Origin of the sequence: Sulfitobacter sp. HNIBRBA3233 (genome assembly GCF_040149665.1) — a bacterium.
Lineage (GTDB): Bacteria > Pseudomonadota > Alphaproteobacteria > Rhodobacterales > Rhodobacteraceae > Sulfitobacter > Sulfitobacter marinivivus.
On the sequence record NZ_JBEFLP010000001.1, the window covers coordinates 785,023 to 811,476 of the forward strand.

The window sequence follows — 26,454 nt, forward strand, 5'->3', positions numbered from 1 at the left end:
GGTGCACGCGCATGTTTGCGCTAACACTTTTCCGCTGGCATGATCCGCATGGCACGGTAGATTTGAGCAACAAGGCAGGGCAAGGCCTGAGGGGGACGGCATGGTTTCACGCGTCATTCCGGTGGATACTTTCGATCTGGTGATCTTCGGCGGCACCGGTGATCTGGCGCGGCGCAAGATCCTGCCCGGTTTGTTCCGGCGGTTCTGCGCAGGCCAGATGCCTGCCGACGCGCGGATCATCGGCGCTGCGCGCAGCGAGATGGACAGCGCCGGCTACCGCGACATGGTGCGCGCGGCCATTGCCGAGTTCGGCGGCGAACAGGCCTGCGACGATGCCACGCTGGGCCGCTTTCTCGAACAGCTGTCCTATATCGCCATAGACGCGCGCGGCGATGGCGGCTGGGCCGAATTGCAGGAGGCGATGAAGGGCACCGACCGGGTCGAGGCCTATTATTTCTCGGTCGCGCCCGCGCTCTTTGGCGATATTGCGGAGCGTTTGCAGAAATGGGGCATGGCGGACGCCGGCGCGCGGATCGTGGTGGAAAAGCCCTTCGGGCGCGATCTGGAAACCGCGCGCGCGCTGAACAAGACGCTGGCGACCTATTTCAACGAGGACCAGATCTACCGGATCGACCATTATCTGGGCAAGGAAACGGTCCAGAACCTGATGGCGGTCCGCTTTGGCAACATGCTGTTCGAACCGCTCTGGAACAGCCAGTACGTCGATCACATCCAGATCACCGTGGCCGAAACCGTGGGTGTGGGCGGGCGCGGCGAATACTATGACAAATCGGGGGCGATGCGCGACATGGTGCAGAACCACCTGATGCAGCTTTTGTGCCTGATCGCGATGGAGCCGCCCGCGCGGTTTGCCCCCGACGCGGTGCGCGACGAAAAGCTGAAGGTCATCCGCGCGCTGGACCAGCCAGAGCCGCACCATGTGGTGCGCGGCCAGTATCAGGCCGAACCGATGAACGAGGCCGAGAACCCCGGCTATCGCACGGCGGTTGAAAATGCCCGCTCGCGCACCGAAAGCTTTATCGCGCTGCGTACCGAAATCAGCAACTGGCGGTGGGCGGGCACGCCGTTCTACCTGCGCACCGGCAAGCGGATGAGCGCGCGCAGCTCCGAAATCACGGTGGTGTTCAAGGACACGCCGCATTCGATCTTCGAGGAGGACGCAGGCCGCCACCGCAACGTGCTGTCGATCCGGCTGCAGCCGAACGAAGGCATCACGCTCGGGGTGACCATCAAGGAGCCGGGGCCGGGGGGGATGCGGCTGATCGACGTGCCGCTCGACATGACATTCGCCGAGGCGCTCAACCCCGAGGAGGTCGAGCAGGTCGACGCCTACGAGCGGCTGATCATGGACGTGATCCGTGGCAACCAGACCCTGTTCATGCGCGGCGACGAGGTCGAGGCGGCCTGGGCCTGGACAGATCCGATCATCGAAGGCTGGGAGGCGCGCAACGATGTGCCAAAGCCATATGACTTCGGCAGCGCCGGTCCCACGGATGCCGACCAACTGCTGCGGCGCGAAGGCCGCGCATGGCGTGAGGTGACGACATGAAGCTATCCGAATACGCAGACCGGGAAATGATGGCGCTGGACGTGGCAAATCGGCTGGGATCCGAGCTGCGCGCGGCACTGGCGCAGAACGACACGGTAACCTTTGCGGTGCCCGGCGGCAGCACTCCCGGACCGGTCTTTGATGCGCTGTCGGCCGTGCATCTCGACTGGGAGCGGGTAGAGGTGATCCTGACCGATGAACGCTGGGTGCCCGAGGCAAACGCGCTGTCGAACGCGGCGCTGGTCCGGCGCAGGCTGCTGACCGGTCCGGCGGCGGCGGCACGGCTGAGAACCTATTACTCCGAACGCCAGACCATCGCCGAAGCGGCGCGCACGCACGCCGAAGCGCTGCGCGACCTGCTGCCGGTGGATGTCATGGTCCTTGGCATGGGGGCGGACATGCATACCGCGTCGCTTTTTCCCGGCGCGCGGGGCTTGGAGCAGGCGCTTGCGCATAATGCGCCCGCCTGCCTGCCGATCCTGATTGACGGGCAGGAGATCCAGCGTTTCACCCTGACCGCACCGGTGTTGCGCGCGGCGGGCGAGGTTCATGTGCTGATCACCGGTCAGGACAAGCGCGACGCGCTGGAACGCGCGGCCGATATGCCCGACGAGGATGCGCCGATCCGCACCGTTATGGACCTTGCCACCTTCCACTGGAGCGCCTGATGACCGCCTGGAGCACCCTGCACGCGCTGCATGAGGCCACCGCGAAACGCCCGATCACGGAGCTTTTCGGGGCGGCGGACCGCGCTGCCGCCTTTTCCGCGCAGACCGGTGACATGCGCCTCGACTATTCCAAGACCAATATCGACGAAGACACCCGCACGGCCTTGCTGCGGCTGGCCCGCGAGTGCGATGTCGCCGCAAGGCGCGATGCGATGTTTGCCGGCGAGCGGATCAACGACACGGAAAACCGCGCCGTTCTGCACAGCGCGCTGCGCAACCTCGACGGGGGCGCGGTAGAGGTGGACGGCAAGGATGTCATGCCGCCCGTGCGCGACACGCTGGCCGCCATGCGCCGCTTTGCCGACGAGGTGCGCAGCGGCGATATCACGGATGTGGTCAATATCGGCATCGGCGGCTCCGATCTGGGCCCCGCAATGGCGGTCAAGGCGCTGAGCCCCTACCACGACGGGCCGCGCTGCCATTTCGTGTCGAATGTCGACGGCGCGGATATCGCGGACACGCTGGCGCGGCTCGACGCGCGGCGCACGCTGGTCATCGTCGCCTCCAAGACATTTACCACCATCGAGACGATGACCAATGCCCGCACGGCGCGCGCGTGGATGGGTGACCACGGCGGCGACCCGCAACGCCAGTTCGCGGCGCTGAGTTCGGCCACGGACAAGACGGCGGATTTCGGGATCGACCCTGCCCATGTCTTCGGGTTCGAGGATTGGGTCGGCGGGCGCTATTCCGTCTGGGGGCCGATCGGCCTGTCGCTGATGATCGCCATCGGCCCCGCGGCTTTCGACGCGTTCCTGCGCGGCGGGCAGGCGATGGACACGCATTTCCGCCACGCCGAGCTGCACGAAAGCCTGCCGGTGATGCTGGCGCTGGTGGGGATCTGGCACAACCAGATCTGCGGTCACGCCACCCGCGCCGTGCTGCCCTACGACGAGCGGCTGGGGATGCTGCCGGCCTATCTGCAACAGCTCGAGATGGAATCGAATGGCAAGGGCGTGCGCCACGACGGCACCGACAGCCCGCGCGACACCGGCCCGGTCGTCTGGGGGGCGGCGGGCACCAACGGGCAGCACGCGTTCTACCAGCTGATCCATCAGGGCACGCGGGTCATCCCTTGCGAATTCCTGCTGGCGGCAGAGGGGCACGAGCCCGACCTCAGGCACCACCACCGGCTTCTGGTGGCCAACTGCCTTGCGCAGTCCAAGGCACTGATGGAAGGGCGTGATCTGGGCGCGGCGATGAAGATTGCCGCCGACAAGGGGTTTGAGGGCGCGGAGCGTGAGCGGCAGGCCCGCCACCGGGTGTTTCCGGGCAATCGCCCGTCGACCACGCTGCTCTATCCCAAGCTCGATCCGTTCACACTGGGCCAGATCGTGGCGCTCTACGAACACAGGGTCTTTGTCGAAGGGGTGATCCTCGACATCAATTCATTCGACCAGTGGGGCGTGGAGCTGGGCAAGGAGCTTGCCACGTCCCTCCAGCCGGTGGTCGACGGGGAGGCGGGGCACGAGGGGCTGGACCCGTCGACGGCGGCGCTGGTGGATTTCATCCACCGCCACGGCGGCTAGAGCTCAGGCGGACTCAGGCGGGCGTCGCCCCGTCCACCGCGACGAACCGTTCGCGCACGGCATCGGGAATCGGCATCCGCCGCCCGCTGCCATCCGGATACAGCAGCACCAGCACGCAATCGAACGTGCAACGGATCGTGCCCCCCGACCAGATTTCCTGTCGCAGCGTGTAGGAGGTATTGCGAAAGGCGGTACAGCCGCAGGTCGCCACATAATCCTCGTCCATCACCATTTCCTGGCGGTAGTGGATTTCGCCGGAGCGGATCACGATGCGGGGCGCTGCGCCTTCGCCGCCGTAGGTCGAAATCCCGCATTCCTGCGAATAGCGCACGCGCATCCTCTCGAACCACTCCATGTAGCGCGAGTTGTTGACGTGGTTGAGCGTATCGAGTTCCGAGAACCGCACGCGGTCGGCCATCGCAAGCGGCTGGGGTGTTTCGATGCCAAGGCTGCGTTGCTGATCGGCGCTGAGCGGGGTGTGATAGGGAATTGTCATGCGCCCACATCTAGCCCCGCGTTCGGGGAAGGGCAATGTGGGGATGCGCATGGAGCGGGTAACGAGAATCGAACTCGTAACTAAAGCTTGGGAAGCTGCCGTGATACCTTTTCACCATACCCGCGCAGGGGAGTGACTATGCCCGCCCCGCGCCTGCGTCAAGCGGATTTGGTGGCGGTGAAGTAGTGGATCTGCGATCCCAGCACGATGCCCTGCGGTGTTCTGTGCTCCTCCAGCGCCTCGCGCAGGGCGGCGAGGGTCGCCGCGCGGTCGGCGGCAGAGGCGTTGTGGTGGCGAAAGGCGCCGGGGATGGGGCCGATCTCTTGCAGGGTGTCCGCGATCCGGCCTGTGTCCTGTCCCAAGGGCAGGGGTACGTTCACGGTATCCACCGAGGCCGCAAGGCCCGCACCGCGCAGCATCGCGCAGACCGCATCCGCGTCGCGCAGCGCGAAGGGGCCGGGCGCGTCCGGATCGCTTTTGGGGACCGGGCCCAGAACCTCGCGGGCGACGCGCGCGGGCAGGGTGAAGAACGGGTTTTCGGGGATCGCCCCCCATGTGGCAAAGACCATGCGCCCTGCGGGCCGCAGCGCGCGGGCCATATTGGCAAAGGCGGCGGCGGTGTCGGAAAAGAACATTACCCCGAACCGCGACAGCACTGCATCCGCGGATTGCGCGTCGAAGGCGTAGGATTGCGCATCGGCGATGAGGTATTCGGCCCCGCCGTTCTGCGCGCGCGCCTGCGCCAGAAGCGGCTCGGAAATGTCGAGCCCCGTGACATGCCCCGTCTCGCCAACGGCGGCGGCGATGGCGCGCGTGCTCGCCCCCGCACCGCAGCCGATATCGTAGACGCGCGCGCCCGTGGACAGCCGCGCGCGGGCCAGGAGCCCGTCCAGCACCCCCGCCAGCGTGGCATCCATCGCCTGCGCCTGCCGGGCCCAGACGTCGCCTACGTCCTCGCTCCAGAACTTGCGCTGCTCGGCATTCGTCGCGGGATCGGTCATCCGCGCCGGCGCCTGCGGCCACCGCCGCGACCGTTGCTTTCGCCACCGCCGCCGGTGTTGAACGTGCGGCTCGGCAGGGTGACGATGGAGTTGAGGATCGGGAAGGGCTCGACCGCGTTGGGGATCGCGGAGGCATTGACGAAATGCTCCTGAAAGCGCGGCTCGATCGCGGTTTCGACCTTGTGGATCTGGCGCACCAGTTCCTCGATCTCGGCGCGGGCATCGTTGTTGAGCAGCGCGATGCGCGCACCGGTGCCTGCGGCGTTGCCCGCCGACGAGACCTTGTCGAGCGGCGCATCGGGGATCATCCCCAGCACCATCGCATGCTTGGGAGAGATATGCGCACCGAAAGCCCCCGCGAGCACCACGCGGTCCACCTTGTCGACGCCGAACTTGTCCATCAACAGGCGCGCCCCCGAATAGAGGGCCGCCTTGGCCATCTGGATTTCGCGGATGTCGCGGTTGGTCACCGTGATCCGCGGCCCGCCCGTGGCGGTGCCGTCGTGCACCAGATAGCTGTAGGTGCGCCCGTCCTGGAACACCGCGTCCGATCCCGTCTGTTCGGGCGAGCCGATCAGGCCCGGCGCGTCGAGAATACCGTGGATGCGCATTTCGGCGACCATTTCGATGATCCCCGATCCGCAGATGCCGGTGATGCCGGTGCGCGCTGTCGCGGCCTCGAAGCCGTCTTCGTCCGACCACAGGTCAGAGCCGATCACCTTGAAGCGGGCGCGCTTGGTCTCGGGGTCGATCTCGACCCGTTCGATGGCTCCGGGTGCGGCGCGCTGGCCCGAGGAAATCTGCGCCCCCTCGAAGGCGGGACCGGTGGGCGAGGAGCAGGCCAGCACCTTTTCGCGGTTGCCCAGCAGGATCTCGGCATTGGTGCCCACGTCGACCACCAGCACCAGATCCTCGGATTCGTTGGGGTGTTCCGACAGGGCCACCGCAGCGGCATCCGCGCCCACATGGCCCGCGATGCACGGCAACATATAGACCCGCGCGGACGGGTGGATGTTGAGGTCCAGATCGTCGGCCCGGAGCCGCATCGCGTTGGAGGTGGCCAGCGCGAACGGCGCCTGTCCAAGCTCGTAGGGGTCGATGCCCAGAAACAGGTGGTGCATCACCGGATTACACACGAAAACCGCATCCACGATCAGCTGCTTGTCGATATTCGCCTCGATCCCGATCTGGGTGAACAGCGCGTTCATGCCCTCGCGCACCGCGCGGGTCATCTCGTTCGCGCCGCTGGCGTTCATCATGGAATAGCTCACCCGGCTCATCAGGTCCTCGCCGAAGCGGATCTGCGGGTTCATCACCCCGGCCGAGGCCATGACCTCGCCGGTTTGCAGATCGCACAGATGTGCTGCGATGGTGGTGGAGCCCAGATCGACCGCCAGCCCGTAGATCGTGCCATCGTAGAAACCGGGCCAGACATGCATGATGCGCTTCTTGTTTTCGTGATCGCCCAGATGGATCGCCACGGTCACCTTCCAGTCGCCCTTGCGCAGGACCGGCTGCATCATTTGCAGGATGTGCAGATCGGCGGTCACGTCTTCAAGCTCCCACTGCTCGAACAGGGCCGCGCGCAGACGTTCCAGATCACCCGAAGGGTCGTGCATGTCGGGCTGCGCGACCTCGACATAGTAAAGCTTGGTCGACGGGTTCAGGACGATATCGCGCAGCTCGGCGCGTTTGCGCACGACCTGCTTGTGGACTTGGGACTCCGCCGGAACGTCAATCACCACGTCCTTCTGGACCGTGGCCTGACAGCCCAGCCTGCGGCCTTCCTTCAGCCCGCGCTTGCTGTCATAGCGTTCCTCGACCTTGTTCCACGGCGAGAGCGCATCCGCCTCGACCGTGACACCATGTTTCGAGAATTCGCCGTAGCCGGGGCTGATCTGGCATTTCGAGCAGATGCCGCGCCCGCCGCAGACACTGTCGAGGTCCACGCCAAGCTGGCGTGCGGCGGTCAGTACAGGGGTGCCGACGGGAAAGCGGCCACGCTTGCCCGAGGGGGTGAAGATGACCAGTGGATCGTCGCTCATGTTCTTGCGTCCAATTTGCAGTCAGGTATTTCAGTTGCCCGCACCATAGCGATGCGCGGGCCGCAGGGAAGGCCAGCGGCGGCACAAATCGTCGCAAGGGCGGCATTTTACGGCAGCGGCGCAGAGGGGTCCCTCTGCGCAGGGGCGGCAAACCCGTCTCAGGCCTGCCTGCGTGCGTGAAAGATGAAGCCCAGCGTGTTGAGCAATATCTGTGCCGCAAGGATCGAGGTTGAGCCGGTCGGGTCGTAATCGGGCGCGACCTCGACCAGATCGAGGCCCACGATCTCGTGGCGCTTGGCCGTGGCCTGAAGCAGTTCGAGCACTTCGTAGTAGAGAAATCCGCCGTGGCTGGGCGTGCCGGTGCCCGGTGCGATCGACGGGCAGAAGGCGTCGATGTCGAGCGTGACATAGACGCGCGCGCCGTCGGGAATATGCGCCAGCACGCCGCTTGTCCCCATGCGGCGCGCCTGCCTTACGCTGATGATGTCCGATCCCATGGCGCGGGCGTCGTCGTATCCCTCGCGGGCGGTGGAGCTGACGTTGCGGATGCCCACCTGCGTCAACCCTGTGACGTGGTCCTGTTCAGCGGCGCGGCGCATCGGGTTGCCGTGGCCGTGGCGCACCCCGTGGCGTTCGTCGACAAAATCGAGATGCGCGTCGATCTGCAGGATATGGATGTCGCCCTGATCGTGAAAGGCGCGGATGCAGGGGATGTTGACCGAATGATCGCCGCCGATCACCACGGGCAGGGCGGCGGCATCGAGTGCGGCGCGCACGCCTGCCTCGATATTGGCGTGGCTGGCTTCGGTATCGGTGTGGATGATATCGGCATCGCCCATATCCACGATGTTCACATCGCCCGGCAGATAGATCGCATCATCCTCGTGATCGTAGGCGCCCGCATGGCCGAAGCTGAACAGGGTCGACGCCTCGCGCACACCGCGCGGGCCGAACCGCGCACCGCTGCGCCATTGGGTGCCAGCGTCGAAGGGCGCCCCGAGGATCGCCACATCGGCGTCGAGCTTCTGCCAATCGGGCTCATAGGGGCGCTTGCCGAAGGTCGAGATCCCCACGAAGGGCAGGTCGAGCCTGCCACCGTCGTATCCGTGCCGCGCCATCCGAGCCTCCGCATCCGTTTGCACCAGCTTTCAGCAGCCGCGCGCGGAATGCAAGCCGGCACGCGCGGCGGCTCTTTCCAAAGCCGCGCATCCGTGAAATAGCAAAGCGCCAAATGAAGCTTGCCAAGGAGTGACCCCCATGGAGATTCGTGAGGCCCTGACTTTCGACGATGTGCTGCTGGTGCCTGCCGCCTCGTCCGTGCTGCCTTCCACCGCAGATACCCGCACCCGTGTCACGAAATCCATCGCCTTGAACATACCGCTGCTCAGCTCGGCCATGGATACCGTGACCGAAGGCCGGATGGCGATTGCCATGGCCCAGGCCGGCGGCATGGGGGTGGTCCACCGCAACCTGAGCATCGAAGAACAGGCCCGCGAGATCCGCCGCGTGAAACGCTTCGAAAGCGGGATCGTCTACAATCCGATCACGCTGCGCGCCAACCAGACGCTGGCGGACGCCAAGGCGCTTCAGGAACGCTACAACGTCACCGGCTTTCCGGTGGTGGATGAAAGCGGACGTGTCGTGGGCATCGTCACCAACCGCGACATGCGGTTCGCGGTGCAGGACGACACACCCGTCCGGGTGATGATGACATCTGACAATCTGGCCATCCTGCAAGAGCCTGCCGACCGCGAAGAGGCGATCAGCCTGATGAAGGCGCGGCGGATCGAGAAGCTGCTGGTCACCGACGGCAAGGGCAAGCTGACCGGCCTGCTGACGCTCAAGGATACCGAACAGGCCGTGCTGAACCCGACCGCGTGCAAGGACGGGCTGGGCCGTCTGCGCGTGGCGGCAGCGACCACCGTGGGGGATGCGGGCTTTGAACGCTCGCAGGCACTGGTGGACGCGGGCGTCGACATGATCGTGATCGACACGGCGCACGGACACTCCGAAGGGGTGGCGATCGCCGTGGAGCGCGCCAAGAAGCTGAGCAACGAGGTACAGGTCGTGGCCGGGAACGTGGCCACGGGCGAGGCCACCCGCGCGCTGATCGGCGCGGGGGCGGACGCGGTGAAGGTCGGCATCGGTCCCGGGTCCATCTGCACCACCCGTATGGTCGCCGGTGTCGGTATGCCGCAGCTGACCGCGATCATGGATTGCGCGCAGGCCGCGGGCGATGTGCCGGTGATCGCGGATGGTGGCATCAAGTTCTCGGGCGACTTTGCCAAGGCGATCGCGGCAGGCGCGTCCTGCGCCATGGTCGGGTCGATGATTGCGGGCACCGACGAAAGCCCCGGCGAGGTCATCCTGTATCAGGGCCGAAGCTTCAAAAGCTACCGTGGTATGGGCAGTCTGGGCGCGATGGCGCGCGGATCGGCAGACCGCTATTTCCAGAAAGATGCCGCCAGCGACAAGCTGGTTCCCGAAGGCATCGAGGGGCAGGTGGCCTACAAGGGATCGGCGGGCGCGGTCGTGCACCAGCTGGTCGGCGGCCTGCGTGCCGCGATGGGCTACACCGGCTGTGCCACCATCGAGGAAATGCGCAACAACTGCACCTTCGTGAAGATCACCGGCGCGGGGCTGAAGGAAAGCCATGTGCACGATGTCCAGATCACGCGCGAATCCCCGAACTACAGAATTGGCTAATAGTCTCTTGATCTTACGGGATAGAGTTCACGCAGTGGCAGGGCGATGACACCGGCGGCGCAATATGCGGCGGCGATCGAGATCATCGACGCGATCGAAGCCGGCCAGCCCGCCGAGCAGGCACTGACACGCTGGGCGCGCGGGCACCGTTTTGCGGGATCCAAGGACCGCGCCGCGATCCGCGATCACGTCTTTGACGTGCTGCGCTGCTGGCGCAGCAGCGCCTATCTGGGCGGCGGCGAAGAGGGCCGCGCACGGATACTGGGCAAGCTGCGGCGCGACGGCACCGATCCCGGGACGGTGTTTACCGGCGTCGGCCACGCGCCTGCGCCCCTGCAGGCCGACGAACTGGACCCGCCCGCAGACCCGCCCGATCTGCCGGTGCGCCTTGATCTGCCGGACTGGCTGGTGCCCCCGCTCGAGGCGTCGCTGGGGGAGGCCGGGTTGCACGGCTTTGCCGAAACCTCGCAGGGCCGCGCGCCGGTGACGCTGCGTGTGAACACGCTGAAGGCGACCCCTGCGGAGATGATCCAGCGGCTCGCGGAGGAGGGCATCACTGTGACCCCCAATCCGTTGAGCCCCGTCGCGCTGACCGTGACGGAAGGCGCGCGCAAGCTGCGCAATAGCGCCGCCTACCAGCAGGGTTTCGTTGAATTGCAGGACGCGAGCAGCCAGGCCGTAGTCGACCTGCTGCCCGGGGCGAGCAGGGTTCTCGATTACTGCGCGGGCGGCGGCGGCAAGGCGCTTGCGATCGCCGCGAAAGGGTCGGGGCAGGTGTTCGCCCACGACATCGATCCCGCGCGGATGAAGGACCTGCCAGCGCGCGCCGAAAGGGCGGGCGTTGAGATCACACAGCTCGAAACAGACGGCCTCGCCGATGCCGGTCCCTTCGACCTCGTGCTGGTCGACGCTCCCTGTTCGGGCAGCGGCGCGTGGCGGCGTGCCCCCGAGGGCAAATGGCGTTTGACGGAGGACCGTCTGGACGCGCTCTGCGCCATACAGGACGACGTCTTGGAGGCGGCCAGCGATCTGGTCGCACCGGGGGGCACGCTTGCCTATGCCACCTGTTCGGTGCTGCGGTGCGAGAACGAAGAACGGGTCGCGCATTTTCTCGACAGCCACCCCGATTGGCTGTGTCAGCGTCAGGACCGTCTGGACGTATCGGCGCAGGGGGACGGATTTTTCACCGCCCACTTGACGCGGCGCGGCTGACTGCGGCCTACTCAATCCGCGCGGGAATTCGCCTCATCAAACGCTGGCGCCGTTAATCCCAGATTAACCCTATGGGTGGAAGACTGCGCCGGAGCGAAACTGGTGTACTGAAGGGATTCCATGCAGCACAGCATCGAAGGGGGGGTGATGCGGCGCTTGTCGTCCGCAACGCCGGGTCGGCTCGGCGTGGTGATCGCCGGGGGTGTCTTGTTGGTGATCCTCGCCTTTTTCGCGCCCTCCGCGACCGCGCCGATGGTCCTTGCGGCCGGTTGCGCGCTGCTGGTGCTTTCCACGGCGCTGGCGCTGTTGCGGCTTCGGCAGGGGCCTGCGCCGGTGACTGCACCGCAATCTGCCCGCGATTTCATCGAGGCCGACAGCACCCCGACAATCCTCGCGCTGGGTGACGGCGCAATTACCCACGCCAATCCGGCCGCGCGCGGTGCCTTTGGCGCATCGCGCGACCAGACCGTGGCACGGGTGCTGTCGGACCGGATAGCGAACCCCGGACCGGTGCTGTTCCGGCTGCAATCGCGCGCCGAAGCGGTCGGATCGGCCCGCGAGGAACTGGTCACCGCAAGTGGCACGCTGATGATCTGCGTTCACCGCGTGGCCGACAGCTTTGCCTGGCGGATCGAAACCCATAACGCCCAACCCACGGGGCAACTGCCGACCGACAACCGTATTCTGCCGATGATCATGGTCGGGCGCAGCGGCGCGATCCTGTCGATGAACCACGCGGCACGGCAGTTTGTCGGCGCGCGGAGCAAATCGCTCGACATGCTGTTTACAGAACAGCTGATCGCGCCCGGTCGGGTGTTGCAGGTCGCGACCACCTCGGGCCCGCGGCCCGCGCTGATCGCGCAGACCGATGCGGGCGCGGGGCGCCGGGCGATCTATCTCCTGCCGCCCCCCGATGACAGCGATGCCGCCGATGCACCGGAATGGCAGGTGTTCCAGAACATGCCGATCCCCATGGTCAAGATCGCGCCGGACGGGTCCGTGCAGGATTTCAACAAGCGCGCACAGGCGCTGATCGGAACCGGCCTGCGGCAGGGGGTGCATCTGTCCGCCCTGATGGAGGGGTTGGGCCGCGCCATCGGCGACTGGCTGGAGGATACACTTGACGGACGGCTGGCGCAGAAATCCGAATTCCTGCGTCTGTCGCGCGGCGACAGGGAAACCTTTGTCCAGGTCACGCTGAACAGGATCGAGGAAGACGGCGCGCCCGCGCTGGTTGCCGTGCTGCACGATGCGACCGAGCTGAAATCCCTCGAAGCGCAGTTCGTCCAGAGCCAGAAAATGCAGGCAATCGGACAGCTTGCCGGTGGCGTTGCCCATGATTTCAACAATCTGCTGACCGCCATTTCAGGCCATTGCGACCTGCTGCTGCTGCGCCACGATCCGGGCGATTCCGACTACGATGACCTGATCCAGATCAACCAGAACGCCAACCGCGCCGCAGCGCTCGTGGGCCAGCTTCTCGCGTTCTCGCGCAAGCAGACCCTGCAACCCGAAACGCTGGACATGCGCGATACGCTGTCGGACCTCACGCATCTGCTGAACCGGCTGGTCGGAGAGAAAATCACCCTGACACTGCGACATGACCCGGTGCTCAAACCCATCCGCGCGGACAAGCGACAGCTTGAGCAGGTGTTGATGAACCTCGTCGTGAACGCCCGCGACGCCATGCCGTCGGGCGGGGAGGTGCGCATCGTGACCGAATGCACCACGCTCGAAGAGCCGCTGTTCCGCGACCAGGTGACCGTGCCGAAAGGCGAATATATCACGATAAGGGTGCAAGACGACGGAACCGGGATCCCGAACGAGAAACTGCAAAAGGTGTTCGAACCCTTCGTCACCACCAAGCGGACGGGCGAGGGGACGGGGCTCGGCCTGTCGACGGCCTACGGGATCGTCAAACAGACCGGCGGCTATATTTTCGTCGACAGCAAGGTCGGCGTCGGAACCTGTTTCACCCTTTATTTCCCGGTCTATTCCGGCCGTGCATCTGCAGCGCAGGCAAAATCCGCCGCAGTACCCAAAACGCTCGGAAAACCCCACGAGGGGGGCGTTATCCTTCTGGTCGAGGACGAGGCACCGGTGCGTGCATTTGCCAGCCGCGCCCTGCGCCTGCGCGGCTATACGGTGCTTGAGGCGGAAAATGCCGAAGCAGCGCTCGAGACCCTTCAGGACAAGGAATTGCAGATCGACTGTTTCGTCACCGATGTGGTGATGCCGGGAATGGATGGGCCGAGCTGGGTCCGCGAAGCGCTGAAGCTGCGCCCCGATGTGCGCGTTGTCTTCGTGTCGGGATATGCCGAGGACAGCCTGGGCGAAGCGCAAAAGAAAATCCCCAACTCGGTCTTCTTGCCCAAGCCTTTCTCGCTCAACGATCTGACCGACACGGTGAACCGGCAGCTGCATTGACCCAGACCGCCCTGGCGCAAGACCCTGTCAGCCGGTCGGGATGCTGTCATAAAGGGCGAATTCATCGGCAAACTTGCGCTGGAACCGCTCGCGAACCTCCGGCGACAGCGCCAGATCCATGGGGGGCGAGACATTCTCGCGTTCCAGCGTCAATTCGATGCCGAGCCGGGTTTCGAGGAAGGCGGTCAAACGCGCCTGATCCTCGTAGCGAAAGAGATGTGTCACACCGGTCCCGTTCGGCTGGCGTTCGAGAAATTTCAGCTGGCTACCGACCTCCGCAAAGCCGGGACGCTTGCCCTTCATATAGGCCAGAACGAATTCATCGAAGCTGACCTCGTGGGTGCTGTTAGGCTTGTCCTTCATGAAGGGCCTGCTCCGGTAGCGATACCAGCTGCCCAGCCAGCTGACCGGTTCGCGCATGACCGCCATCAGCTCCATCTCGGCGTCGCAGACGTTCAGATACATGGGCCGGATAAACCTGTTGTAGCGGTACACAGGCGCATGTTTCAGCAGCGGCGGATCGCTGATCGCCAGATCCGCCCGCGCGGCGAGCGCGCTGTGATAGGCTGTCGTTCCGGTTTTGGGCACCGACAGAAACGCCAGACGTTCCTTGAAGAAAACAAGCACCTGCACCGCCCTCCGGATTATCTGCGGCCTGAACGCACGCTTAAATATCTTATTAACCAATAGAGGCCAAAGATGAAATGTGAAGAATTCGATTGAAATGTTCTCTTTTTGATCTCATAAGAACATTAATAGAACAACCCCATCAGGGCAAAGCGGCGATTGCCGCCGCCGACCCCCTGTGACAGTAAGGGAACTGAATGATGGCAACGGCAGATCTTTTGAACATGGACAAGAAATCGACAGACAAGCAGAAGGCGCTCGACAGTGCACTGGCGCAGATCGAGCGGCAGTTCGGCAAAGGGTCGATCATGAAGCTCGGAAACGGCACCGCGATGCGCGACATCACCGCATCCTCGACCGGATCGCTGGGCCTTGATATCGCGCTGGGGATCGGCGGCTTGCCAATGGGCCGCATCATCGAAATCTACGGCCCCGAATCGTCGGGCAAGACAACGCTGACGCTGCATTGCGTGGCCGAACAGCAAAAGGCCGGCGGCGTCTGCGCCTTCGTCGACGCCGAACACGCGCTTGATCCGCAATACGCGCGCAAGCTGGGCGTGGACATCGACGAATTGCTGATTTCGCAGCCCGATACCGGCGAACAGGCGCTGGAGATCACCGATACGCTGGTCCGCTCCGGCGCGGTGAACATGGTCATCGTCGATTCGGTCGCCGCGCTGACCCCGAAATCCGAGCTTGAGGGCGAAATGGGCGACAGCTCTGTCGGGGTTCAGGCCCGTTTGATGAGCAAGGCGATGCGCAAGCTGACCGGGTCGATCAGCCGTTCGAACTGCATGGTGATCTTCATCAACCAGATCCGCATGAAAATCGGCGTCATGTTCGGCTCTCCCGAAACGACGACGGGCGGCAACGCGCTGAAATTCTACTCCTCCGTGCGCCTCGATATCCGCCGCATCGGCTCTCTGAAGGATCGTGACGAGGTTGTCGGCAACCAGACCCGCGTCAAGGTTGTGAAGAACAAGGTGGCGCCACCCTTCAAGCAGGTGGAATTCGACATCATGTACGGCGAGGGCATCTCGAAGATGGGCGAATTGCTGGATATGGGTGTGAAGGCGGGGATCGTCGACAAATCCGGCAGCTGGTTCTCTTACGGGGATGAGCGGATCGGGCAGGGGCGCGAGAACGCCAAGACCTACCTGCGCGAAAATCCCGAGATGGCGCATGAGATCGAAGACAAGATTCGCGCGTCCCACGGGCTTGATTTCGACGGCTCGGAAAATTTCGAGGATCCCGATATCCTCGAAGGGTAACGCGGGTCGCAAACGGACCGTCAAAAGCTTCGAAAGGGTGTCTGCCGGCAGGTAGGCACCCTTTTCGTTTCGCCCCGGTGGACAGCCCTGCCGTGCGCTAGTATCTGACATGCAAGCAAAACGCCCGCCCAAAAGGACATTTCATGCAGACGCTCAATGACATTCGATCGAGTTTCCTGGGATACTTCGAAGAGAACGGACACGCGATCGTGCCGTCGAGCCCGCTTGTCCCGCGCAACGATCCGACGCTGATGTTCACGGCCGCAGGTATGGTGCAGTTCAAAAACCTGTTCACAGGGGTCGAGACCCGCGACTACAACCGCGCCACAACCGCGCAGAAATGCGTCCGCGCGGGCGGCAAGCACAACGATCTCGACAACGTCGGCTATACCGCCCGCCACCACACGTTCTTCGAGATGCTGGGGAATTTCAGTTTCGGCGACTATTTCAAGGAAGACGCGATCCCGCTGGCGTGGGATCTGCTGACCAAGGTCTTCGGGATCGACGAAAAACGTCTGCTCGTGACCGTCTATCACACCGATGACGAGGCTGTGGCGATCTGGAAAAAACACGCGGGCCTGTCGGACGACCGGATCATCCGCATCGCCACGGACGACAATTTCTGGTCGGCGGGGCCGACGGGGCCCTGCGGGCCTTGCACGGAAATCTTCTACGACCACGGCGATCATATCTGGGGCGGCCCGCCCGGATCGCCCGAGGAAGACGGCGACCGTTTCGTCGAGATCTGGAACCTCGTTTTCATGCAATACGAACAGTTCGAGGACGGCACACGCCGCGACCTGCCGAACCAGTCGATCGACACCGGCATGGGGATCGAACGGGTCGCTGCGCTGTTGCAGGGCACCAACGACAACTACGCCACCGACCTGATGCGCAGCCTGATCGAAGCCTCGGCCAACGCGACCAGCACCGATCCAGACGGCCCCGGCAAGACGCATCACCGCGTAATCGCCGACCACCTGCGGTCGACCTCTTTCCTGATGGCTGACGGTGTGATGCCGAGCAACGATGGCCGTGGCTACGTGTTGCGCCGCATCATGCGGCGCGCCATGCGTCACGCGCACCTTCTGGGGGCGAAGGATCCGCTGATGCACCGGCTCGTTCCCGCGCTGGTCACCCAGATGGGCGCGGCCTATCCCGAACTGGGCCAGGCGCAGCGGATGATCGGACAGACGCTGCTGCAGGAGGAAACACGGTTCCGCCAGACGCTGGAGCGTGGACTGAAACTGCTCGACGATGAAGTTCAGGGCCTGCCGGAGGGCGCGAACCTGTCCGGTGCGTCGGCGTTCAAGCTTTACGATACCTACGGATTCCCGCTGGATCTGACCCAGGACGCCCTGCGCGAGAAGGGCCGCACCGTCGATACCGACGGGTTCGACGCGGCCATGGCCGAACAGAAGGCCAAGGCGCGCGCCGCATGGGCCGGATCGGGCGAAGCCGCGGATGCGACCGTGTGGTTCGACGTCGCCGACAAGTTCGGGATCACCGAGTTTCTGGGCTATGATACCGAAACCGCCGAGGGCAAGATCTCGGCCCTGGTGCGCGACGGTGCGTTGATCGACAAGGCAGAGGCCGGAGAGACGCTTCAGATCGCGCTGAACCAGACGCCGTTCTACGCCGAGAGCGGCGGGCAGGTGGGCGACACCGGCATCCTGCGGACGGCCTCCGGCACCGCGCGCATCACTGACACACGCAAGGCGGCAGGTGTGTTCATCCATTTCGCAACGGTCGAGACCGGCAGCGTCGCGGCCGGCGAAGCCGCCGTGCTGGAGGTCGATCACGCGCGCCGCACGGCGATCCGCGCCAACCACTCGGCCACGCACCTTTTACACGAGGCGCTGCGCCACGCACTTGGCGATCACGTGGCACAACGCGGCTCGCTCAATGCCGAGGACCGTCTGCGGTTTGATTTCAGCCACAACGAAGCCATCGATCCGGCCGATCTGGCGCGGGTGGAGGCGGAAGTGAACGACTACATCCGCCAGAACACCCCCGTCGAGACACGCATCATGTCGCCCGACGACGCCCGCGCTCTGGGGGCGCAGGCCCTGTTCGGCGAGAAATACGGCGACGAGGTGCGCGTGGTTTCCATGGGCCAGCAGGAGGGATCGGAGAAGGGCACCGACGGCAGCACCTATTCGATCGAGCTTTGCGGCGGCACCCATGTGGTGCGCACCGGGGATATCGGCGCCTTCGTTGTGCTTGGCGACAGTGCCAGCAGCGCGGGCGTGCGCCGGATCGAGGCGCTGACAGGCGCACCGGCACTGGCCTATCTGCGTGCGCAGGACCAGCGACTGGCGCAGATTGCGCTCGACCTCAAGGCACCGGCTGCCGATGCCGGGGCGCGGGTGCGCGCGCTGCTGGACGAGCGGCGCAGCCTCGCCAACGAAGTGGCGCAACTGCGCCGCGAACTCGCGATGTCGGGCGGCGGTGCTGCCTCGCCCGAAGCGCAGGACATCGGCGGCGTTTCGTTTCACGCCCAGATCCTTCAGGGGGTCACCGGCAAGGATCTGCCCTCGCTCATCGACGAGCACAAGCAGCGGCTCGGGTCGGGTGCGGTGCTGTTGATCGCCGACACGGGCGGCAAGGCTGCCGTGGCCGCAGGTGTCACCGATGATCTGACCGGCAAACTGTCGGCCGTCGATATCGTGCGCGCCGCCGTGGCCGAGCTTGGCGGCAAGGGCGGCGGGGGCCGCGCCGACATGGCACAGGGCGGCGGCGCCTCTGCCGAAAACGCAGAGGCCGCCATCGAAGCAGCCCGCACAGTCTTGAAAGGATAAGAAATGCCCGCACTCTGGATCGCCCACGTCACCGTCACGGACGAGGAAGCCTACAAGAAATACGCAGCCGGAGCGACCGTCGCCATCGCCGAGCATGGCGGTGAATTCATCGCCCGCGGGGGCCGTTTCGTGCAACTCGAAGGACGGGAGCGGCCCAGAAACGTCGTCGCCCGCTTTCCCGACGTGGAAACCGCGGAACGCTGCTATCATTCCGATGCCTATCAGGCCGCGCTGGAACACGCCCGTGGCGCGTCAGAGCGTGAACTTCTGATCGTCGAAACCACCGAATAGCTGCGCATCTTCCGGCTTCGCCCGCTGGGGGGAGCCATCGACGTCTTGACGGGCGCACGACCGGAAACAGCAGTTGAGCAAACGAAAAAAGGCGCCCCCGGGGGGCGCCTTTTCTATTGGATCGACGGTGGCTCAGCCCGCCTTGGCCATCCGCTTGCGCTCGTGCGGATCGAGGTAGCGCTTGCGCAGACGCACGGCATTCGGGGTCACCTCAACCAGTTCGTCATCGTCAATATAGGCAATCGCCTCTTCCAGAGACAGGCTCATGGGAGTGGTCAGGCGAACGGCCTCGTCCGTGCCGGAGGCACGCACGTTGGTCAGTTTCTTGCCCTTCAGCGGGTTCACTTCCAGATCGTTCTCGCGGCTGTGTTCGCCGATGATCATGCCGGTGTAGACGTCTGCCTGCGCGCCGATCATCATCTTGCCGCGCTCTTCGAGGTTCCACAGGGCATAGGCAACCGAGGTACCGTTTTCCATCGAGATCAGAACGCCCGCGCGACGGCCCGGGATCGGACCCTTGTGCGGGGCCCAGCCGTGGAACACGCGGTTCAGAACACCGGTGCCGCGCGTGTCTGTCAGGAATTCACCGTGATATCCGATCAGCCCGCGCGAAGGGACATGCGCGACGATGCGTGTCTTGCCCGCACCGGCCGGTTTCATCTCGACCAGTTCGCCGCGCCGTGCACCGGTCAGCTTTTCGATGACCGCGCCGGAGTATTCGTCGTCCACGTCGATGGTGGCTTCTTCGATCGGCTCATGGCGGACACCGTCGATGTCCTGGAACAGCACCTGCGGGCGCGAGATCGAAAGCTCGAATCCCTCGCGGCGCATGTTCTCGATCAGAACGCCCATCTGCAATTCGCCACGGCCCGCGACTTCGAAGGCTTCTCCGCCGGGGGTGTCGGAAATCTTGATCGCGACGTTGCTTTCGGCTTCCTTGTGCAGGCGTTCGCGGATCACGCGGGACTGCACCTTCTTGCCGTCGCGGCCCGCCAGCGGGCTGTCGTTGATGCCGAATGTCACGGTGATGGTCGGCGGATCGATGGGCTGCGCGGGAATCGCTTCGTTCACGGACGGGTCCGCCAGCGTGTCGGCCACGGTGGCTTTCGTCATGCCCGCGATCGAGACGATATCGCCGGCCTCGGCGACCTCGATGGTGGTTTGCTCAAGACCGCGGAAGGCGAGGATCTTGGTCGCGCGGAAATTCTCGATCAGCTTGCCGTCGCGCGACATCGCCTTGATCGACTGGCCGGATTTCAGCGTGCCGGATTCGACGCGCCCCGTCAGCATCCGCCCCAAGAACGGATCGGCGCCCAGCGTGGTGGCCAGCATGGTGAAGGGCGCATCGCGCTGCGCGACCTGTGCGGGGGCGGGCACGTGTTCGATGATGAGATCGAACAGCGCATCAAGCCCGTCACGCTTGCCGTCCAGCGTATGATCGGCCCAGCCCGAGCGGCCCGACGCATACATATGCGGGAAATCAAGCTGCTCTTCGGTAGCGTCGAGGTTGGCGAAAAGATCGAAACATTCGTCCAGTGCACGGTCGGGTTCGGCATCCGGCTTGTCGACCTTGTTGAGCACGACGATGGGCCGCAGGCCCAGTTTCAGCGCCTTGGAGGTCACGAATTTGGTCTGGGGCATCGGGCCTTCCGCTGCGTCGACCAGCAGAACGACCCCGTCAACCATCGACAGGATCCGCTCGACCTCGCCGCCGAAATCGGCGTGGCCGGGGGTGTCGACGATATTGACACGCACGCCTTTCCATTCGACCGACGTCGGCTTGGCAAAGATCGTGATGCCGCGCTCGCGCTCCAGATCGTTGCTGTCCATGGCGCGTTCGGTCGTCGCCTGGTTTTCACGGTAGGTACCGGATTGCTTGAGAAGCTCGTCCACCAGCGTCGTCTTGCCGTGGTCAACGTGAGCGATGATTGCGATGTTGCGCAGTTCCATTGGATCAGCCTTTGTCAGGGAGTTGAGCAGCGCTTACCGTGCAGGCGCAGCAAAAGCCAGCCCAAAAGCAATTACCGGGCGTCGGCTTGCGCGCTGTCGCCGGGCGCCTGGTCGCGATCGGGGTCGCGGTGGATCGACAGGGGTTCCTTGAATGTCATCGTGCGGTAGGGGAAGGGGATCTCGATTCCCGCGTCGTCCAATGCGCGTTTCACGGCCGAGACGACCTTGTCACGGCTCGACCGGATGTCGATGGGGCGGGAGCCTGTCCACCACGTCACCTCGAAATTGATCGAGCTGTCGGCAAACTCCTGTGCGAAGATCTGGACGTCTTTCACATCGTCGCGCACGGCATCGACACCGCGCACCGCCTGCGCGATCACCTCGCGGGCGGCATCGACATCCTCGCCGTAGGCAACGCCGCAGATGATCGTGGTCCGGCGCACGTCGCGCGCCGTGCGGATGGTGACCGGATTCTTGAAAAACATCGCGTTCGGGGCCACGACAAGCTGCCCGTCCGTCTGGCGCACATGGGTATCGCGGATCGTGATCTCCTCGACCTGTCCCTCGATGTCCTCGCATTCGATATAGTCGTCGATGGAAAACGGCTCCCGGATCAGCAGCAGAACACCGGCGAGAAAGTTTTCGAACACATCCTTGAAGGCAAAACCGATGGCGACACCGCCGACCCCGAGCGCGGTCAGCGCGCGGCCCGGTGTGATCGTGGGAAAGGCGATGGTCACGGCGATCAATGTGCCGAACAGCCAGATGCCCACGGTGACAAGCATGATCACCACGTCGCGCAGGCCCCGGCGCACGCGCGCGCGGCGCAGCATTTTCGGCAGCATGAACTGAACCAACCTGACAACGCCCCAGACGAAGATCAGGAACACCACGGACAGGATCAATTGCGGCAGGACGGACCAGAAGCCGACGGTATAGCCTTCCAACTGGTCACGAAGCGGGGCGGGAAGATTCTCCCAAAGCGCGGTCAGATTCAAATCCATGCGAACGAACGCATAGGCCCGCGGCTTTGTTCCGGCGCTCTGCGATCAGTGCGGGGTGGTGGCGGAGTAAAGATGTATCACCGCGATCCCCGCGATGATCAGCCCCAGACCCAGAAGCGCCGGCAGATCAAGCTTCTGGCCGTAGATGAAATAGCCCATCGCCGAGATCAGCACGATCCCCAGCCCCGACCAGAGCGCGTAGACAATGCCCACCGGCAGCGATTTCAGCGCGACAGCCATGAAATAGAACGACAGCGCATAGGACACGACAACCAGAACCGACGGCCAGAGCCGCGTGAACTGCTGGCTGGCTTGCAGCGCGGTCGTCCCGATTGTTTCGGTCAGCACCGCAAGGGCAAGGGCGACATAGACTGGCACGGCATCTCCTTTGCGAACAGCTACAACGGCAGTTGCGCTGTTTCCTTGATTTCTTCCATCACGAAGCTGGCGGACACATCCGAAAGCGGCACCTTGCGGATCAGCCGCTGGTAGAGCGCGTCATACCCCGCCATGTCCGCAACCCGTGCGCGAATGAGGTAATCGAGATCACCGCTCATCCGGTAGACGCCTTGTATCTCCGGCATCGCCCTGGTCGCGTTCGAAAATTTTTCGAGCCAGTCCGGCGCGTGGGCATTGGTGCGCACCTGCATGAACACCTGCAACCCGAAGCCCAGCCGCGCGGCATCCACCGTCACGATCCGGCCGGTGATGATATTGGCCTGCTCCAGCGCGCGGATCCGCCGCCAGCAGGCGTTGCGCGACAGGCCAACCGTTTCGCCGAGCACCTCTAGCGATTGCCCTGCGTCACGCTGCAAAGCGACCACCAAACGGCGGTCTATTTCATCGATATCATTCATTTCGTCAATCCAGTGGGAAAATATCCCACATTTCCTTGTGGATGGCGTACATTTGGGAAAATTGCAACCCGCAGGGCGGGTATCCTGCCGGAAACCCACCAACAGGAGCCAGACATGATCAACCGTATTTTTCTTGAACACCCCGCATCCGTGGACGAGAGCTTTCTGGAGCATATGGCGTTTGCCGGAAAATTCTCGGGCAAGCTGTTTCTGGCGGGCGGTGCGGCGCTGGTGCATGCGTTCATCCCCTGCCTGTTCGAGAAGACGGCCAGCACGATCATCGCGGAGCTCTACGCCAAAACGCATAATCGCGGCGCCTGACCTCAGGTCGCGCGATACCTGTCGCGGCGGTGGTTGATCGCGATGATCAGGTTCAGCACAACCGCCCCCAGCAGCGAATAGAACACCACCGTCGCAGGGAATAGAAACAGCGCCGTGCCGAAAATCACGGCGTCGAACATCAGCTGCACCCAACCGGCGCGAAAGCCTGTCGTGTCCTGCACCATCAGCGCCACCACGCCCAGACCGCCGAGCGATCCGTTGTGCCGGAACATCGCCAGCAACCCGAGCCCCACGGTCGAGCCGAAGGCGAGGGCGGCAAAGGCGGGATGCAGGCTTTCGATCGTGATGCCCAGCGGGATCAGTTCGGTCACAACCGACAGGGCCGTGACCGACACCAGCGATTTGATGGTGAACTCGGCACCCAGCCGCTTCCACGCCAGCAGGTAGAACGGAAGGTTGATGACGAAAAACACCGTGCCGAAGGAATACCCGGTGAAGTAGGACAGGATGACGGCAACACCGGCGGTCTGGCCGGTAATCAACCCCGCGCTCGTCAGGATGTGCAAGCCAAGGCTGCACAGGAACACACCCACCGACAGGCCCTGTGCATCGTCTAGCTTGGTGTGGGGGACGGCGTTGCCGGAGGTCCGCTGCATGGAGCAGGTCTAGCGGCTGGGGCGCCCGCGTCCAACGGATAATGCATTTCTCGGCAGGCCGCCGCGCCGCTGCGCGCGCCCCTGCACAGTTTTTCCGCGAAAACGGCCTGCGAGACTTCGCAGAACGAAAAAGGGCCGCCCGGATGGACGGCCCTTGGTGTCTGGGTGTTCAGGATCAGCCCTGAAGCGCCTTGTTGAGGTTTTCGTCGACTTTTTCGAGGAAACCCATCGTGGTCAGCCACTTCTGGTCGGGGCCGACCAGCAGCGCGAGGTCTTTCGTCATGAAGCCGCTTTCGACGGTATCCACGACTGTTTTCTCCAGCGTTTCGGCAAAGTTGGTCAGTGCCGCATTGCCGTCGAGCTTGCCACGGTGCTTGAGACCGCCGGTCCACGCGTAGATCGACGCGATGGAGTTGGTCGATGTCTCTTCGCCCTTCTGGTGCTGGCGGTAGTGGCGTGTCACGGTGCCGTGCGCCGCTTCTGCCTCGACGATCTTGCCATCGGGGGTCATCAGCTGGCTGGTCATCAGGCCGAGCGAGCCAAAGCCCTGTGCCACGGTGTCGGACTGCACGTCGCCGTCGTAGTTCTTGCACGCCCAGACGTAACCGCCGGACCATTTCATCGCCGATGCGACCATGTCGTCGATCAGGCGGTGCTCGTAGGTCAGGCCCGCTTCCTTGAACTGCTCCGCGAACTCGGCGTCAAAGATGCGCTGGAAGATCAGCATGAACTGGCCATCGTACTGCTTCATGATGGTGTTCTTGGTCGACAGATACACCGGATAGCCGCGCTTGAGACCGTAGTTGAAGGAGGCGCGGGCAAAGTCCTCGATGCTCTTGTCGAGGTTGTACATCGACATGAACACGCCCGAAGAGGGGGCGTCGAACACTTCGTGCTCTTCCACGGTGCCGTCTTCGCCAACGAATTTCATCGACAGCTTGCCCGGTCCGGGGAATTTCATGTCCGTGGCGCGGTACTGGTCGCCGAAGGCGTGGCGGCCGATGACGATGGGCTGGGTCCAGCCGGGGACAAGGCGCGGCACGTTCGAGCAGATGATCGGCTCACGGAAGACCACACCGCCGAGGATGTTGCGGATCGTGCCGTTGGGCGAGCGCCACATCTTCTTGAGGCCGAATTCCTCGACCCGTGCTTCGTCCGGGGTGATGGTCGCGCATTTGACGCCGACGCCGTATTTCTTGATCGCTTCGGCAGCGTCGATGGTGATCTGGTCTTCGGTCTCGTCGCGGGCCTCGATGCCAAGATCGTAGTACTTCAGATCGACATCCAGATAGGGAAGGATCAGTTTCTTCTTGATGAAATCCCAGATGATCCGGGTCATCTCGTCGCCGTCGAGTTCGACGACAGGATTTTCGACTTTGATCTTTGACATGCGTTTTCCTTTGGCTAGGGGCGAATTGTGGCTGCTTTAGCGCATCTCGCGCGGAAGGGGAAGGCGGTATACGATGGTATGCAGAGTGCGTGCCGTCACGATGCGCGCGCGGCGAAAAAGGCGCTGATGCGAGTGCGGGCGTAGTCCCAGAGCGCAGGTGCGCCCCGTGCGATCTTTGTCCCGACCTTCTGCGCGATCTGGTCTTCGCTCACGTCGTAGTCGGTCCAGCTGCCACCGCCCGACACCAGATTTTGCATCGGCGGCTGGAACCTGTCGAGCGATTTGGCGAATTGCGCGCTCGGGGTTTCGGCGGCTTCGAATTCTTCCCAGATCGGGCGCAACTCGTCGCGCAGATCGTCGGGCAACAGCCCGAAGATACGGTCGGCAGCGGCCGCTTCCTGAGCCTGCATCTGGCTGACGTCGTGATCGCCGAAGATCGGATTGTCGCCTGCGTCGATCTCCACCAGATCGTGCAGGATGAGCATCCGCAGCACGCGATTGATGTCGACCTCCGGTCCCGCCTGATCCGCCAGCACCAGCGCATAGAGGGTCAGGTGCCACGAATGCTCGGCCGAATTTTCGTATCTCGACGCGTCACACAGGGTGGTCCCGCGGACAACCGACTTGAGCTTGTCGGCCTCGTTCAGAAACGCAACCTGCCGGTCGAGCCGCGCCGTCATTCGGACGCGGCCCTGTGCGCCTTGAGCTTTTTGGCCAGAAACGCGCGGCCCTGCTGTTCGGCCATGCGCGTGCGGATCGCGGTCAGGAACGCTTCTTCCAGCGTTTGCGAGGACGCGCCAAGCACGCCCGCGACTTCCATGAACAAGCGATCCTCGCCGGTTTCCTTTTGCACCGCCAGACATTCCTCGGCCAGCTTGTTGGCCATGAGATTGACGTGCTCGTCGGCCATCAGCGGCTGCTTTCGGTCAGGCGGCGGCGCACATATTGCGTCGTGGTGTCGATCAGCGTGTCCATATGCGGCTCTTCAAAGAAGTGGCCCGCGCCCTCGACCTGCTCGTGGGTGATGGTGATGCCCTTCTGCTCGTGCAGCTTGTTGACCAGACCGATCGTATCCGCCGGCGGTGCCACGCGGTCACCGGTGCCGTTGATGATCAGGCCGGAGGCGGGGCAGGGGGCGAGGAACGAGAAATCGTACATGTTGGCGGGCGGGGCGACCGAGATGAAGCCGGTGATCTCGGGGCGGCGCATCAGAAGCTGCATGCCTATCCACGCGCCGAAGGAGAATCCGGCGACCCAGCAATGCTTGGAATTATTGTTCATCGATTGCAGGTAATCGAGCGCGGATGCCGCATCCGAAAGCTCGCCCACGCCTTGGTCGTATTCGCCCTGGCTGCGCCCGACACCGCGGAAATTGAACCGCAGCACGGTGAAGCCCATCTTGTAGAAAGCGTAGTGCAGGTTGTAGACGACCTTGTGATTCATCGTCCCGCCGAATTGCGGATGCGGGTGCAGCACGATGGCGATCGGCGCGTCACGTTCGCGCTGGGGATGGTAGCGGCCTTCGAGGCGGCCTTCTGGTCCGGGAAAAATCACCTCTGGCATGGACGGTCCTTCAACAGGGATCCTCAGGCACGGCGGATATTCTTGACG

24 protein-coding genes and 1 tRNA gene are annotated in these 26,454 nt (G+C 64.0%); 10 read left to right on the top strand and 15 right to left on the bottom strand.

Annotated features, from left to right (window positions below; translation table 11 throughout):
• The first annotated feature begins 100 nt into the window (after window positions 1-100).
• Genes zwf through pgi form a run of 3 tightly spaced genes read left to right on the top strand, consistent with a single transcriptional unit; the run spans window position 101 to window position 3,827 of the window.
• Entirely contained in the window at window positions 101-1,570 is a 1,470-nt protein-coding gene (zwf, locus tag ABMC89_RS03830; protein ID WP_349565360.1) for a glucose-6-phosphate dehydrogenase, read from the top strand.
• Window positions 1,567-2,238, top strand: a complete 672-nt coding sequence (gene pgl, locus ABMC89_RS03835) for a 6-phosphogluconolactonase (protein ID WP_349565362.1) — start codon at window positions 1,567-1,569, stop codon at window positions 2,236-2,238. Before zwf ends, pgl begins: the two co-directional genes overlap by 4 nt.
• On the top strand, window positions 2,238-3,827 hold the full coding sequence (gene pgi / locus ABMC89_RS03840) for a glucose-6-phosphate isomerase (RefSeq protein WP_349565364.1): 1,590 nt from the start codon (window positions 2,238-2,240) through the stop codon (window positions 3,825-3,827). Before pgl ends, pgi begins: the two co-directional genes overlap by 1 nt.
• Window positions 3,828-3,840: 13 nt before the next feature.
• Here pgi and ABMC89_RS03845 read toward each other — a convergent pair whose 3' ends face one another.
• The 5 genes from ABMC89_RS03845 to speB all read right to left on the bottom strand — a co-directional run bounded on the left by ABMC89_RS03845 (window position 3,841) and on the right by speB (window position 8,487).
• A complete protein-coding gene (locus ABMC89_RS03845; protein ID WP_349565366.1) occupies window positions 3,841-4,323 on the bottom strand; it encodes an acyl-CoA thioesterase in 483 nt (160 codons plus the stop codon).
• Between the two features lie 50 nt (window positions 4,324-4,373).
• A tRNA-Gly gene (locus tag ABMC89_RS03850) sits at window positions 4,374-4,447 on the bottom strand.
• 34 nt (window positions 4,448-4,481) lie between these two features.
• Complete coding sequence (locus ABMC89_RS03855) at window positions 4,482-5,324, bottom strand: class I SAM-dependent methyltransferase (RefSeq protein WP_349565368.1); 843 nt, start codon at window positions 5,322-5,324, stop codon at window positions 4,482-4,484.
• Window positions 5,321-7,369 (bottom strand): ASKHA domain-containing protein, encoded by a 2,049-nt coding sequence (locus tag ABMC89_RS03860; protein WP_349565370.1) that lies wholly within the window; start codon window positions 7,367-7,369, stop codon window positions 5,321-5,323. Before ABMC89_RS03860 ends, ABMC89_RS03855 begins: the two co-directional genes overlap by 4 nt.
• Window positions 7,370-7,527: 158 nt before the next feature.
• On the bottom strand, window positions 7,528-8,487 hold the full coding sequence (speB, locus tag ABMC89_RS03865) for an agmatinase (RefSeq protein ID WP_349565372.1): 960 nt from the start codon (window positions 8,485-8,487) through the stop codon (window positions 7,528-7,530).
• Between the two features lie 139 nt (window positions 8,488-8,626).
• Here speB and guaB point away from each other — a divergent pair, with 139 nt between their 5' ends.
• From guaB to ABMC89_RS03880, 3 genes are all read left to right on the top strand, one after another.
• On the top strand, window positions 8,627-10,075 hold the full coding sequence (gene guaB / locus ABMC89_RS03870; RefSeq protein ID WP_349565374.1) for an IMP dehydrogenase: 1,449 nt from the start codon (window positions 8,627-8,629) through the stop codon (window positions 10,073-10,075).
• A 45-nt stretch (window positions 10,076-10,120) separates the two neighbouring features.
• Window positions 10,121-11,287, top strand: coding sequence for an RsmB/NOP family class I SAM-dependent RNA methyltransferase (locus ABMC89_RS03875; protein WP_349565376.1), 1,167 nt, complete (start codon window positions 10,121-10,123; stop codon window positions 11,285-11,287).
• Window positions 11,288-11,407: 120 nt separating this feature from the next.
• The gene (locus tag ABMC89_RS03880) at window positions 11,408-13,714 is read left to right on the top strand and encodes an ATP-binding response regulator (protein ID WP_349565378.1); all 2,307 of its coding nucleotides are present in this window, start codon (window positions 11,408-11,410) and stop codon (window positions 13,712-13,714) included.
• 27 nt (window positions 13,715-13,741) lie between these two features.
• Here ABMC89_RS03880 and ABMC89_RS03885 read toward each other — a convergent pair whose 3' ends face one another.
• Window positions 13,742-14,341, bottom strand: coding sequence for a gamma-glutamyl kinase (locus tag ABMC89_RS03885; protein WP_349565380.1), 600 nt, complete (start codon window positions 14,339-14,341; stop codon window positions 13,742-13,744).
• A 200-nt stretch (window positions 14,342-14,541) separates the two neighbouring features.
• Here ABMC89_RS03885 and recA point away from each other — a divergent pair, with 200 nt between their 5' ends.
• The 3 genes from recA (at window position 14,542) to ABMC89_RS03900 (ending at window position 18,704) form a co-directional block, all read left to right on the top strand.
• Entirely contained in the window at window positions 14,542-15,612 is a 1,071-nt protein-coding gene (gene recA, locus ABMC89_RS03890; RefSeq protein WP_349565382.1) for a recombinase RecA, read from the top strand.
• 143 nt (window positions 15,613-15,755) lie between these two features.
• A complete protein-coding gene (alaS, locus tag ABMC89_RS03895; RefSeq protein ID WP_349565384.1) occupies window positions 15,756-18,413 on the top strand; it encodes an alanine--tRNA ligase in 2,658 nt (885 codons plus the stop codon).
• A 3-nt stretch (window positions 18,414-18,416) separates the two neighbouring features.
• A complete protein-coding gene (locus ABMC89_RS03900) occupies window positions 18,417-18,704 on the top strand; it encodes a DUF1330 domain-containing protein (RefSeq protein WP_349565386.1) in 288 nt (95 codons plus the stop codon).
• Between the two features lie 132 nt (window positions 18,705-18,836).
• On the opposite strand, the gene typA is transcribed toward ABMC89_RS03900, so the two are convergent.
• The 4 genes from typA to ABMC89_RS03920 form a co-directional block, all read right to left on the bottom strand.
• On the bottom strand, window positions 18,837-20,654 hold the full coding sequence (typA, locus tag ABMC89_RS03905) for a translational GTPase TypA (RefSeq protein ID WP_349565388.1): 1,818 nt from the start codon (window positions 20,652-20,654) through the stop codon (window positions 18,837-18,839).
• Window positions 20,655-20,725: 71 nt separating this feature from the next.
• On the bottom strand, window positions 20,726-21,658 hold the full coding sequence (locus tag ABMC89_RS03910; protein WP_349565390.1) for a mechanosensitive ion channel family protein: 933 nt from the start codon (window positions 21,656-21,658) through the stop codon (window positions 20,726-20,728).
• A gap of 45 nt (window positions 21,659-21,703) precedes the next feature.
• Window positions 21,704-22,036: an SMR family transporter gene (locus ABMC89_RS03915; protein WP_349565392.1), complete on the bottom strand. Its 333-nt coding sequence runs from the start codon at window positions 22,034-22,036 to the stop codon at window positions 21,704-21,706.
• A 20-nt stretch (window positions 22,037-22,056) separates the two neighbouring features.
• Window positions 22,057-22,515, bottom strand: a complete 459-nt coding sequence (locus ABMC89_RS03920; RefSeq protein ID WP_349565394.1) for an Lrp/AsnC family transcriptional regulator — start codon at window positions 22,513-22,515, stop codon at window positions 22,057-22,059.
• A gap of 114 nt (window positions 22,516-22,629) precedes the next feature.
• On the opposite strand from ABMC89_RS03920, the gene ABMC89_RS03925 reads away from it, so the two are divergent.
• Window positions 22,630-22,836 carry a DUF6356 family protein gene (locus ABMC89_RS03925; protein WP_349565396.1) on the top strand — a complete coding sequence of 69 codons (207 nt, stop codon included), beginning with the start codon at window positions 22,630-22,632 and terminating at the stop codon, window positions 22,834-22,836.
• 2 nt (window positions 22,837-22,838) lie between these two features.
• Here ABMC89_RS03925 and ABMC89_RS03930 read toward each other — a convergent pair whose 3' ends face one another.
• The 5 genes from ABMC89_RS03930 to ABMC89_RS03950 form a co-directional block, all read right to left on the bottom strand.
• Window positions 22,839-23,453: a YitT family protein gene (locus tag ABMC89_RS03930; protein WP_349565398.1), complete on the bottom strand. Its 615-nt coding sequence runs from the start codon at window positions 23,451-23,453 to the stop codon at window positions 22,839-22,841.
• Between the two features lie 175 nt (window positions 23,454-23,628).
• Window positions 23,629-24,843 carry an NADP-dependent isocitrate dehydrogenase gene (locus tag ABMC89_RS03935; protein WP_349565400.1) on the bottom strand — a complete coding sequence of 405 codons (1,215 nt, stop codon included), beginning with the start codon at window positions 24,841-24,843 and terminating at the stop codon, window positions 23,629-23,631.
• Between the two features lie 95 nt (window positions 24,844-24,938).
• Window positions 24,939-25,523, bottom strand: coding sequence for an HD domain-containing protein (locus tag ABMC89_RS03940; RefSeq protein ID WP_349565402.1), 585 nt, complete (start codon window positions 25,521-25,523; stop codon window positions 24,939-24,941).
• Entirely contained in the window at window positions 25,520-25,753 is a 234-nt protein-coding gene (locus ABMC89_RS03945) for a hypothetical protein (RefSeq protein WP_349565404.1), read from the bottom strand. The genes ABMC89_RS03940 and ABMC89_RS03945 overlap by 4 nt, the downstream gene beginning before the upstream one ends.
• Window positions 25,753-26,406, bottom strand: a complete 654-nt coding sequence (locus tag ABMC89_RS03950; RefSeq protein ID WP_349565406.1) for an alpha/beta hydrolase — start codon at window positions 26,404-26,406, stop codon at window positions 25,753-25,755. The genes ABMC89_RS03945 and ABMC89_RS03950 overlap by 1 nt, the downstream gene beginning before the upstream one ends.
• Between the last annotated feature and the right edge of the window lie 48 nt (window positions 26,407-26,454).

Excerpts from the sequence above, each read along its gene's own strand:
- zwf (WP_349565360.1), top strand. The coding sequence starts at position 101 with ATGGTTTCACGCGTCATTCCGGTGGATACTTTCGATCTGGTGATCTTC.
- pgl (WP_349565362.1), top strand. The coding sequence starts at position 1,567 with ATGAAGCTATCCGAATACGCAGACCGGGAAATGATGGCGCTGGACGTG.
- pgi (WP_349565364.1), top strand. The coding sequence starts at position 2,238 with ATGACCGCCTGGAGCACCCTGCACGCGCTGCATGAGGCCACCGCGAAA.
- ABMC89_RS03845 (WP_349565366.1), bottom strand. The coding sequence starts at position 4,323 with ATGACAATTCCCTATCACACCCCGCTCAGCGCCGATCAGCAACGCAGC.
- ABMC89_RS03855 (WP_349565368.1), bottom strand. The coding sequence starts at position 5,324 with ATGACCGATCCCGCGACGAATGCCGAGCAGCGCAAGTTCTGGAGCGAG.
- ABMC89_RS03860 (WP_349565370.1), bottom strand. The coding sequence starts at position 7,369 with ATGAGCGACGATCCACTGGTCATCTTCACCCCCTCGGGCAAGCGTGGC.
- speB (WP_349565372.1), bottom strand. The coding sequence starts at position 8,487 with ATGGCGCGGCACGGATACGACGGTGGCAGGCTCGACCTGCCCTTCGTG.
- guaB (WP_349565374.1), top strand. The coding sequence starts at position 8,627 with ATGGAGATTCGTGAGGCCCTGACTTTCGACGATGTGCTGCTGGTGCCT.
- ABMC89_RS03875 (WP_349565376.1), top strand. The coding sequence starts at position 10,121 with ATGACACCGGCGGCGCAATATGCGGCGGCGATCGAGATCATCGACGCG.
- ABMC89_RS03880 (WP_349565378.1), top strand. The coding sequence starts at position 11,408 with ATGCAGCACAGCATCGAAGGGGGGGTGATGCGGCGCTTGTCGTCCGCA.
- recA (WP_349565382.1), top strand. The coding sequence starts at position 14,542 with ATGGCAACGGCAGATCTTTTGAACATGGACAAGAAATCGACAGACAAG.
- alaS (WP_349565384.1), top strand. The coding sequence starts at position 15,756 with ATGCAGACGCTCAATGACATTCGATCGAGTTTCCTGGGATACTTCGAA.
- ABMC89_RS03900 (WP_349565386.1), top strand. The coding sequence starts at position 18,417 with ATGCCCGCACTCTGGATCGCCCACGTCACCGTCACGGACGAGGAAGCC.
- typA (WP_349565388.1), bottom strand. The coding sequence starts at position 20,654 with ATGGAACTGCGCAACATCGCAATCATCGCTCACGTTGACCACGGCAAG.
- ABMC89_RS03910 (WP_349565390.1), bottom strand. The coding sequence starts at position 21,658 with ATGGATTTGAATCTGACCGCGCTTTGGGAGAATCTTCCCGCCCCGCTT.
- ABMC89_RS03920 (WP_349565394.1), bottom strand. The coding sequence starts at position 22,515 with ATGAATGATATCGATGAAATAGACCGCCGTTTGGTGGTCGCTTTGCAG.
- ABMC89_RS03925 (WP_349565396.1), top strand. The coding sequence starts at position 22,630 with ATGATCAACCGTATTTTTCTTGAACACCCCGCATCCGTGGACGAGAGC.
- ABMC89_RS03930 (WP_349565398.1), bottom strand. The coding sequence starts at position 23,453 with ATGCAGCGGACCTCCGGCAACGCCGTCCCCCACACCAAGCTAGACGAT.
- ABMC89_RS03935 (WP_349565400.1), bottom strand. The coding sequence starts at position 24,843 with ATGTCAAAGATCAAAGTCGAAAATCCTGTCGTCGAACTCGACGGCGAC.
- ABMC89_RS03940 (WP_349565402.1), bottom strand. The coding sequence starts at position 25,523 with ATGACGGCGCGGCTCGACCGGCAGGTTGCGTTTCTGAACGAGGCCGAC.
- ABMC89_RS03945 (WP_349565404.1), bottom strand. The coding sequence starts at position 25,753 with ATGGCCGACGAGCACGTCAATCTCATGGCCAACAAGCTGGCCGAGGAA.
- ABMC89_RS03950 (WP_349565406.1), bottom strand. The coding sequence starts at position 26,406 with ATGCCAGAGGTGATTTTTCCCGGACCAGAAGGCCGCCTCGAAGGCCGC.